The sequence below is a fragment of the Dokdonella sp. genome (assembly GCF_049593775.1).
Lineage (GTDB): Bacteria > Pseudomonadota > Gammaproteobacteria > Xanthomonadales > Rhodanobacteraceae > Dokdonella.
Map to the genome: position 1 here is coordinate 1 of NZ_JBAWHJ010000216.1, position 9040 is coordinate 9040.

General features: G+C 60.1%; 9 protein-coding genes. All 9 read right to left on the reverse strand.

The genetic code is table 11. The annotated features are described in order from the left end of the window. Positions 1-165: 165 nt before the first annotated feature. Complete coding sequence (locus WBP53_RS07715) at positions 166-663, reverse strand: DUF3293 domain-containing protein (protein ID WP_423927579.1); 498 nt, start codon at positions 661-663, stop codon at positions 166-168. After that, the gene (locus tag WBP53_RS07720) at positions 656-2065 is read right to left on the reverse strand and encodes an FAD-dependent oxidoreductase (RefSeq protein WP_423927581.1); all 1410 of its coding nucleotides are present in this window, start codon (positions 2063-2065) and stop codon (positions 656-658) included. The genes WBP53_RS07715 and WBP53_RS07720 overlap by 8 nt, the downstream gene beginning before the upstream one ends. Position 2066: 1 nt before the next feature. Beyond that, positions 2067-3353, reverse strand: a complete 1287-nt coding sequence (kynU, locus tag WBP53_RS07725) for a kynureninase (RefSeq protein WP_423927593.1) — start codon at positions 3351-3353, stop codon at positions 2067-2069. Further along, the gene (locus tag WBP53_RS07730) at positions 3353-3862 is read right to left on the reverse strand and encodes a hypothetical protein (protein WP_423927583.1); all 510 of its coding nucleotides are present in this window, start codon (positions 3860-3862) and stop codon (positions 3353-3355) included. Before WBP53_RS07730 ends, kynU begins: the two co-directional genes overlap by 1 nt. A 4-nt stretch (positions 3863-3866) precedes the next feature. Further along, entirely contained in the window at positions 3867-4889 is a 1023-nt protein-coding gene (locus WBP53_RS07735; RefSeq protein ID WP_423927585.1) for an amidohydrolase family protein, read from the reverse strand. A 102-nt stretch (positions 4890-4991) separates the two neighbouring features. After that, entirely contained in the window at positions 4992-5510 is a 519-nt protein-coding gene (locus WBP53_RS07740) for a 3-hydroxyanthranilate 3,4-dioxygenase (protein ID WP_423927587.1), read from the reverse strand. Between the two features lie 111 nt (positions 5511-5621). Further along, entirely contained in the window at positions 5622-6047 is a 426-nt protein-coding gene (locus WBP53_RS07745; protein ID WP_423927589.1) for a RidA family protein, read from the reverse strand. Beyond that, on the reverse strand, positions 6044-7450 hold the full coding sequence (locus WBP53_RS07750; RefSeq protein ID WP_423927591.1) for a hypothetical protein: 1407 nt from the start codon (positions 7448-7450) through the stop codon (positions 6044-6046). Before WBP53_RS07750 ends, WBP53_RS07745 begins: the two co-directional genes overlap by 4 nt. Before the next feature lie 51 nt (positions 7451-7501). After that, positions 7502-8959 carry an aldehyde dehydrogenase gene (locus WBP53_RS07755; RefSeq protein WP_423927595.1) on the reverse strand — a complete coding sequence of 486 codons (1458 nt, stop codon included), beginning with the start codon at positions 8957-8959 and terminating at the stop codon, positions 7502-7504. Positions 8960-9040 lie beyond the last annotated feature (81 nt).

Here is a 9040-nt window from a genome sequence, read left to right on the forward strand (position 1 = left end):
CTGCCTCAATGCTCAAAACGGGTAGCCCGCCGACGGGCGGAGTGGCGATCAGTGTAGTGGTTGTTGGCACCTGGTGCATGGCAGACATGAACGACGCCGGCCTGAATACTGATGGCCGGCGTGGACCGCATGGCAAGACTGAAAATAGCCGCTGCTCGGTTCAGGTCATGCCGGCTGAGCTGCCCATTCGATGTCGGCAGATTCACGCACATGCGGCTGCCAGTCGATGCGGTAGATGCGCAGCCGGGCCGGACGATTGGCCTGTAGATGAATGATCGCATTCTGCCCAAACTGGCGGGCAATGCCATCGATCGCTTTAACGTCCGGGATTGCCACAAGTAGTAGAGGCTCCCGCCATGGTTGGCCCGGGATGTGGCCCACTCCGGGCAGGCGTGGGGGATTGGCTGCTTTCAACCGTTGCAGCAACTGCTGCATGCGTTTCCTGTTTGTCTTGATGTCCAGGGGCACGGAGTGCGGGTTGCAGGCGCTGATCAGAAAGGCGCTCAATGTGTCTGCAAGAAATCCCCTCAGTGTTGCTGGGCACGAGTGACCAATGCACACGGTGGTTCGCGATCCGCCGGGCAATCTTAGGTCGTAGCGGGTTCTGGAATAAAGATCGACCAGTGCTTGCGGCGAAGGGCCGCCGTGCGCCGGGTCAGGCATACGTTGGCAGGAACTCCAGGTTGTCCTTGACGTACGCGTCGATGGCAGCCAGGTCGAGTTCGTCGATGCCGGATTTCCCGTGAGTCCATTCACGCAGCCACGCGGACTGGATCTCACCCCGCTCGAATGCGATGCGATATGGAATGCGCGAGAAGGTCACCATCCAGTAGCGCGGAACCCAGCGACCGGGGTGGCGATCGGCGAGTACCCGATCAAGCTCGCGCATGACCAGGTAGTCGGCATCGTCGACGCGATCACGCATCTCGATGTAGTTCTCCAGTGCCATCGCGGCAATGGCATTGGCGTTGGGCTTGCGCCGTTTCTCGAACTCGGCAAAAACCGCCCGCGTGTCGCCCGGGTTGGATTCCAGCAGATCGGCCAGCTCCACGGCATCTTCGAAACCCGAGTTCATGCCCTGGCCATGAAATGGCACGATCGCATGTGAGGCGTCGCCGACGAGCAGGGCACGACCATCCAGTTGCCAACGATCAAGATAGAGGGTGCCCAGCAGCCCGGTCGGATTGCCCATGTAGTCCTTGCGCAGCTCTGGGATCAGCGGCAAGGCATCGGGGAAATCGCGCTGGAACAAGGACTCCGCAGCGTCCGCATCGGCGACGCTGGCCAGACTCGGGTCGCCATCATTTGGCAGGAACAGGGTGACGGTAAAACTGCCTTCGGCATTCGGCAAGGCAATGCACATGTAGTTTCCGCGCGGCCATATGTGCAACGCGTTGGGCTCCATGGCATAGCTGTCGCCGTGGGCAGTGGCCGCTATCAGCGGCGATGGCAGCGAGCCGGCCGGAAAATCCCGAAGCGCGGGGATCTCCAGTTCCTTGTAGCCATGACCCAGCGGTTCGAAGCGCTCGCCCAGATCAAGCTGGCGCGCCATCTCGCTGCGCAATGCGGAGCCTGCGCCGTCGGCACCGATCACCACAGGGCTCTGGTGCATGTGTGTATTGCCGTCACGATCACGAAACTCCAGCCTCATGTCCGACCAGTCAACTCCAGCAAGACCGCGATCAAACATGACGGTTGCACCAGCCGCCTCGGCGGCATCGACCAGCGCCATGTTCAGGGCGCCACGGCTGACGGACCAGATCACTTCGGAGTCGTCACGGCCATAGCGTTGCAGGTTGGTGCGGCCATTGGTGTCATGCACCATTCGCCCGCGCATCATCACGGCGATGGATTGCATGCGCTCCTGCATGCCCGCAATGCGCAGGCCGTTCCAGCCACGCTCGGCGAGCGCCAGGTTGATCGAGCGACCGCCGAGGAATCCGGCCCGGCGCGGATCGGGGCGGCGCTCGAAGACATTGACCTTGAAGCCGCGTTGCGCAAGCAGGGTCGCAAGCAATGAGCCGACGAGTCCAGCGCCAATGATCGTGATTATTGGCTTTTGCATCTCAGTCTCGACGTGAATCGCGCCACTGCCGGATTGATTCGACCAGGCGTCTGCAATCCATGAATCGGTTGTAGAGGGGCACAGGTGACGCGCGAATGATGTCCGGCTCGCGCCAGTCGACGACGATGCCATCCTGTTGCAGGTGATCGAATAGCGAGCGGCCGGAATCGCGTGGTCCCTTGACCCGCAGCGAGAGCTGGCAGCCGCGCCGCGCCGGTTCGGCGGGCGTGGCGATGGCGAGAACGTCTGCGACCTGCTCGTTGATCAGCCATTCCAGATAGCCGGTCAGCGCTTCGGACTTGCGTCGAAGCGTGTCGAACCCTGCGTGCCTGAACACCTGCAGCGAAATCCGCAATGGCGCCAGCGCGAGAATGGGCGGGTTGGAAAGTTGCCAGCCATCTGCGCCGGGCGTCGGCCTGAATTCCGGGCCCATCTGGAATCGCGTTGATTTTTCGTGGCCCCACCACCCGGCGAAGCGCGGGCGATCCGTGTGGGCATGACGCTCGTGCACGAACGCCCCGGCCACGGCACCTGGTCCGGAGTTCAGATATTTGTAGCTGCACCACACCGCGAAATCGCAGCCTGAATCATGCAGGTTGAGACTGATGTTGCCGACTGCATGGGCGAGATCGAATCCGACGATGCAACCCTTCGCATGGGCTTGGCGGGTGATCGTGGCGAGGTCCAGGGCCTGACCTGTCAGGTATTGGATCCCCGGAAGCATGACCAGGGCGACGCGTGAGCCGTGCTCGTCGATCGCACGCAGGATGGCCTCATCGGAAAGTGTTCCGCCGGGCTGATCCGGCTCGATTTCGATCAGCGCAGTGGCAGGATCGAAACCGTGGAATCGTACCTGGGCCTCCACCGCATAGCGATCGGATGGAAAGGCGCTTTTCTCGATCAGGATCGCCGGTCGCTCGGCCGTTGGCCGGTAGAAGCTGACCATGAGCAGGTGCAGGTTCACGCTGAGCGTATTCATGGCGACGACTTCGCCGGGGTTGGAGCCTGTCAGATAGGCCAGATCGTCACGAACGAACTCGTGGTAGTCCAGCCAGGGAAGGCGGCCGCGGAAATGGCCTTCCACGGCGAGTTTTGCCCAATAGTCGAGCTCGTCGATGACAGCCTGGCGAGCGGCGCGTGGTTGCAATCCCAGTGAGTTCCCGCAGAAATACGCGATTTCCCTGCCCTCATGGCTGGGGACGAAAAACTCCGCGCGAAAGTCGGCCAGTGGGTCGGAGGCATCCGCTGCCAGGGCCCATTCTTCGGTTGCCGAATATCCTTGCTTCATCATTTGACCGACGAGGCAACGCTGTTGCAGCCAGCATCGAAACGTGAGATCCAGTCCTGGGTGGTGGCATCCAGGAGTGGCCGCTGACAACGGACCTGGATGGCAACATTGCCCAGAAGGGTGAAGCGATCGCGAATTGTGTAGCGTGATTTGCCGCGAGTGACAAAATAGCGATGCACGCTTGCGTTGGAGCCTTCCGGCTCGGCTTCATATCCGGTTTGCGCCTTGGACAGGGACAGTTCGTTCTGGGTAGCCTCGGCGAAATCATTCGGCGAGTTCAGTCGACGCGTCTTCACGGTCACGCTGGCGGTGTCATCCGTTCCGTCTGCAGCCGGGTCGGGAACCACGAAGATGATGGCCTGCGGATTGCCATCCGACTTTTCCATGATCGCGCTCCAGCCTGCGGGTACGCTGAAAGTGATATTGCCTTCATTGAGGTTGTAGGAGGTGCGTTCTTGCGCGGACGCAGAACCAATCGCAGCGAGCAGGATCAGGGGTAACAGTTTCATCGGACTACTCCGTCTCGTCATTGGCAAATCGTGATTGAGGCAGGTTCAGCCACTCCAGGGCAGTGCCATGGAAAAGGCGGGACTGGTCGGCGCGGGACAGGTTCAGGTTCGTGATGCCACTTCCAGGCTCCTGCTCGCCGAGCGGGAATGGATAGTCAGTGCCGAGCATGACCGTATCGACGCCGGCGACTTCGATCAGATAGCGAAGTGCTGCATCGTCGTGTACGCAGGAATCGAAGTAGATTCGGCCGAAATAGTCGCGCGGATTGCGCGCATTGTCGGTGGCGACAAGATCGGGACGCATTCGGAATCCGTGTTCGATACGCCCGATCGAATAGGGAAATGACCCGCCGCCATGCGCGAAACAGACGCGAAGCTTCGGTAGCCTTTCCAGGACACCACCGAAAATCAGGCAGCATGCCGCGCGGGCCTGTTCGGCCGGCATGCCGACCAGCCAGGGCAGCCAGTATTTCGGCATGCTTTCCCTGCCCATCATGTCCCAGGGATGCACCAGGATGGCGGCGCCAAGATCTTCGGCGGCTTCGAAAAAGGGAAACAGCTCCGGAGCGTCGAGATTCCAGTCTTCAATGTGCGAGCCAACTTGCACGCCCGACAACCCCAGCTGATCAACGCAGCGCTCGAGTTCCTGGATGGCAAGCGTTGGCGACTGCAAGGGCACGGTCCCGATACCCGCGTAGTGGCGTGGATAGCGCTGACAGATCTCGGCGGTGTGATCATTCAGAACCCGGTGCAGCTCAAGGGCCTGGCTGGGCTTTGCCCAGTACGAGAACATGACCGGCACGGTCGAGATGACTTGTACGTCAACGGCGAATTTGGCGTAGTCGGCAATGCGCACTTCAGGATCAAAGGCGTTGGCCCAGACTTCACGAAAGAACTTGCCGTCCTTGTAGATTCGGTGGCGTCCCTCGGCATTGACCATGACGGGAAAGCGGTCGTCATGGAATTTATCGGCGAGATTCGGCCAGTTTTCCGGCAGGATATGGGCGTGGGTATCGATCTTGAGCATGGAGCGAGTGTAACCCGAGGCGTGCCGGGACGGGCAGTCCCGAGGCGGCGTATCACGACGGGCTGCGCGAATTGCTGATCCGGAAAATTGCCGGTAGTTGGCTTACTGGTAGCGTTCCGGCGCAGGATTCACGTGCCCGCAGGAATCGCAGGTCCTGGCTTCAATCGAGCGATAGAAGCGATCGAATACCGGCGGAAAATCTGCCTCGATATCCTGGAGCGTAAAGAACTCCTCGAACAGCTTGTGGTTGCAGCGGTCGCAATACCAGAGGAGCCCGTCCTTCTCGTGGGCCAGGCGCTTGCGCTCGATCACCAGTCCGACCGAGTTGGCCGAACGTTGCGGTGAATGGGGAATGCGCGGCGGCAGATAGAACACTTCCCCAGCCTTGATCGGGATGTCCCGTGGCTGTCCGTTCTCCTGGATCTTAAGCACCATCTCGCCTTCGAGCTGGTGGAAGTACTCCGGGCCCTCGTCCCAGTGGTAGTCGGTGCGCAGATTGGGCCCGCCAACCACCATGATGAAGAAATCGCCGGCAACGATGCACTTGTTTCCGACTGGCGGTTTTAAAAGATGGCGGTGCTCGTCGATCCATTCCTGCAAGTTGAAGGCGGGGCTGATCATGATTGCTGGTTACCGGCTGCACCAAGAGGCGATGTCGGGAATGCTAACGGATCGAGCCTCTGGCGTCCCCTGCCTGAAAGACGCGCGAATGCACGCAACCGCTATCGCACGTCAGGAGGCTGATTCGATGGCGGCCACGCACTTGAGCTCGATGGCGATGGGCGTGGGCAATGCGCTGATGCCGAGTGTCGTGCGGCAGGGCTGTGCATCGGTGAAATATTCGGAATAGATGCGATTGTAGGTAGCGAAATCCGCCTGCATGTCCGTCAGGAATACGGTTACGTCGACCAGGTCTTCCCAGCGCGCACCGCTGGCCTCCAGTACCGCACGCACATTGGCGAATACCTGGCGACACTGGGCTTCCATGTCGTAGCTCTGCAGCCGCCCGTCCGGGCCATTCACGTTTCCGGGAACCGAATTGTCGACCGGGTCGCGAGGCCCGACGCCGGAAAGGAAAAGCAGGTTGCCGACCCTGCGGGCGTGAGGGTAGGAGCCGACAGCCCTGGGCGCGCGGTTGGCGTTTACGATGCTGTTCATTGTTGTCCCTCGCCAGACTTGACCACGATGGTCTGCCGATAGCGAATCTGATTGTCCATGTTGCGCACGAGGATCTGGTAGCTGCCAGGTCGCAACCACAATTCAGCGCTAGGGTAGGGATCGCTGCTCTGCCGGACCTTGTCGCCATAAGTGGCAATGCGACCCTTGAACTCGATCACCAGGCGATCAGCCGGAACGGCCTCATCAGGCTCGCCGTCGTAGCGGGCTTCAACCATGCAAGGATAGGCGTTGTCGCACATCCTTCCGGAGACGCTGAACGGGACGCGTTCGCCACCGAGGGCAAGCCAGGTGGGACGGCCACGCTGCAACTGCTCCTCGGGAAAGAAGACGCTGACGTCATAGGCCTTCGGTTTCAATGTCCATGGTTCGCCTTCGGCATTTACGAAAACGATCGGCTCTCGGGGAGCGAGGGTTTCCATGACTGCGCGATAGTAGGGGTGATCGCTGGTCAACTTGTCGTGCGGGATCAGCATGGTCTGCTCGATCGTCAGCGGGTCGATATCCGTGATGCGTTCGAAGTGCTGGGCCATCGAGGAGCCGCCGAGATATTTTCCGTGTTCCTGTATATGCGCATAACCGGCGTTCACCACGAGGCGTGCATCCTTGTGCTTCTTGAACACATCGCGCTTGAGGTTGTGCGCCTGTTCGGATTCGCGAGCATCGGCGGTGGCATTTGAAAGTGCCTCGTAGGCGACTACCCGATAGCCGAGCTTGAGTGCCTCGTGAACCATTTCGGAGTAGATCGGCTCCAGGGTGTAGAAGCCGGTCTCGTCGATTGCGTAGCCGCGGCCAGGCAAGGCTTCCATGTCGGTTTGATAGAGGGTTTCAGCGGCAAATGTGTCGAATCCTTCCTCACGAAGCTTTTTCAGCATTTGCACAGTAACTGTCCGGGTCAGCGGGTAGCTGTGATTCTCGTTGAAGAAGATTGCCTTGCGATCCTTGGCCAGGCGCGCAATCGCGTCGACGGCATCCTCCGCCTTCCAGCCCGATTCCTTCAACGGGGAAGGAGCGTCATCAGACGCCGCTTTCTGGATAATCGAAAAGCTGTTGCGGGCACCGACATACTCTCCGACCCACGTTTGATACCAGCTCAGGTACTGATTGAAGATCACGCGGAATGAAAAATCGGTGCTGTTCGCATAGGCATCGCGCATGAAGACATATTGCGCAAGCAGGCCATTGCGTTTTTGCCCCTCGGCCATGATTTTCTCGGATTGCGCAACTGCTTCACGCTGCTGATGCACGTTCGCCGAGCCTGTATTTGGGGGTGCATCCTGCGCGCTGATTGTTGCCGCGATCATGGACAGGCAGATTGCGAATGCCATGTGCAGGCGTTTCAGGCCCGTTGGAAAGGTCCGGTTGGAATCGTTTTCAATGTTCATTTCATTCCTCCAGTGCAAGCTGCCCCCGGGCTGAAAGTCCGGGCTCCCCAACTATCGGGATTCGATGCAGATGTTCTTGGGTTCGGTGAAGAAGCGCAGCGCGTCTATGCCGCCTTCACGCCCCATTCCCGAATTCTTGACGCCTCCAAATGGCGTCCGCAGGTCGCGGTTCATCCAGCAATTGATCCAGATGATTCCGAATTCGAGCCGAGCTGAAAGCCGTTGGGCCCGGCCCAGGTCCTGCGTCCACATGGACGCGGCGAGTCCATAGTCGGTGTCATTCGCGATGCGCACGGCATCGTCTTCATCCTCGAATGGAATCAGGCTGACCACCGGGCCGAATATTTCCTGCTGGTTGGTGGTGCTGGCGGAATCGAGGCCTTCCACTACGGTGGGTGCAACAAACCAGCCATCAGCGCATCGCCCTTCGAGATTGACCGCGTTGCCGCCGCAGCTGATCTGGCCACCTTCGTCCCTGGCCTCAGCAATGGCTTTCATGACCTTGTCGAAATGCGCCTTTGAAACCAGGGCACCAAGATCGCTGTCGTTTTCCTTTGGATCGCCAACGCGCAGGGCGCGCACTTTATCCAGATAGCGCTCACGAAACTCGGAAAAGATCGAGCGCTGGACAAGCAGACGTGAGCCGCACAGGCAGATCTCCCCCTGGTTTGCAAAACCCGAACGCACGATGGTCGACAAGTTGGCATCGCTGAAGTCGAAATCGGCGAAGACGATGGCCGGGTTTTTCCCGCCCATCTCCAGTGACAGCTTCTTGAACATCGGTGCGGCCGATTTCGCAATCGCGGTTCCCGTCAATGTGCTGCCAGTGAAGGAGACCGCCTTGACGAGGGGCGCATCAACGATGGCCTGTCCGACTTCAGGCCCCGTTCCATGAATGATATTGAGGACGCCTGGCGGGAAGCCGGCAGCGATGCTGAGCTCGCCAAGCCGGGCCGCCGTGCACGGAGTGATCTCCGAGGGCTTGGCAATGACCGCATTGCCAGCGGCAAGTGCCGGCGCTATTTTCCAGGTGAACAGGTAGAGCGGAAGGTTCCAGGGAGAAATGCAACCGACCACTCCCAGAGCCTGGCGCAGGGTGATGTTGATTGATCCCGGTCGGCCCGCATGTGACTCGCTGGACCATTGCGTAATGGCTGATGCAAAAAAACGCAGGTTGGCTACGGCACGAGGAATGTCGACGCCGGCAGCGACATGAACCGGTTTGCCATTGTCTCTGGATTCAAGCTCGGCCAATGAGTCCTGTTCGGCCTCGACCAGATCTGCCAGTCGACCCAGCAAGCGGGCGCGTTCCTCGACAGACGTCGCGGCCCACGCGGGCGCCGCCCGGCTCGCAGCAGCTACGGCCGCATCGACGTCGTCACCCGATGAAGCAGGACACTGAGCAAATACCTTGCCGGTTGCCGGCTCGAATATGTCGAGGACTCTACCGCTGGCCGCAGGGCAGAGCTTTCCATCGATCAGGTTGGCCAGCAGCAGGGTCGTGCCCATGGGTTTGAGCCATTCGAAGTCGGTCGTCAATGGTGATTGTACTGGCGGCTGCCGTCATCAAGGCCCGGCAGCCGCCCGATG

Excerpts from the sequence above, each read along its gene's own strand:
- WBP53_RS07735 (WP_423927585.1), bottom strand. The coding sequence starts at position 4,889 with ATGCTCAAGATCGATACCCACGCCCATATCCTGCCGGAAAACTGGCCG.
- WBP53_RS07730 (WP_423927583.1), bottom strand. The coding sequence starts at position 3,862 with ATGAAACTGTTACCCCTGATCCTGCTCGCTGCGATTGGTTCTGCGTCC.
- WBP53_RS07745 (WP_423927589.1), bottom strand. The coding sequence starts at position 6,047 with ATGAACAGCATCGTAAACGCCAACCGCGCGCCCAGGGCTGTCGGCTCC.
- WBP53_RS07720 (WP_423927581.1), bottom strand. The coding sequence starts at position 2,065 with ATGCAAAAGCCAATAATCACGATCATTGGCGCTGGACTCGTCGGCTCA.
- WBP53_RS07740 (WP_423927587.1), bottom strand. The coding sequence starts at position 5,510 with ATGATCAGCCCCGCCTTCAACTTGCAGGAATGGATCGACGAGCACCGC.
- WBP53_RS07750 (WP_423927591.1), bottom strand. The coding sequence starts at position 7,450 with ATGAACATTGAAAACGATTCCAACCGGACCTTTCCAACGGGCCTGAAA.
- WBP53_RS07755 (WP_423927595.1), bottom strand. The coding sequence starts at position 8,959 with ATGGGCACGACCCTGCTGCTGGCCAACCTGATCGATGGAAAGCTCTGC.
- WBP53_RS07715 (WP_423927579.1), bottom strand. The coding sequence starts at position 663 with ATGCCTGACCCGGCGCACGGCGGCCCTTCGCCGCAAGCACTGGTCGAT.
- kynU (WP_423927593.1), bottom strand. The coding sequence starts at position 3,353 with ATGAAGCAAGGATATTCGGCAACCGAAGAATGGGCCCTGGCAGCGGAT.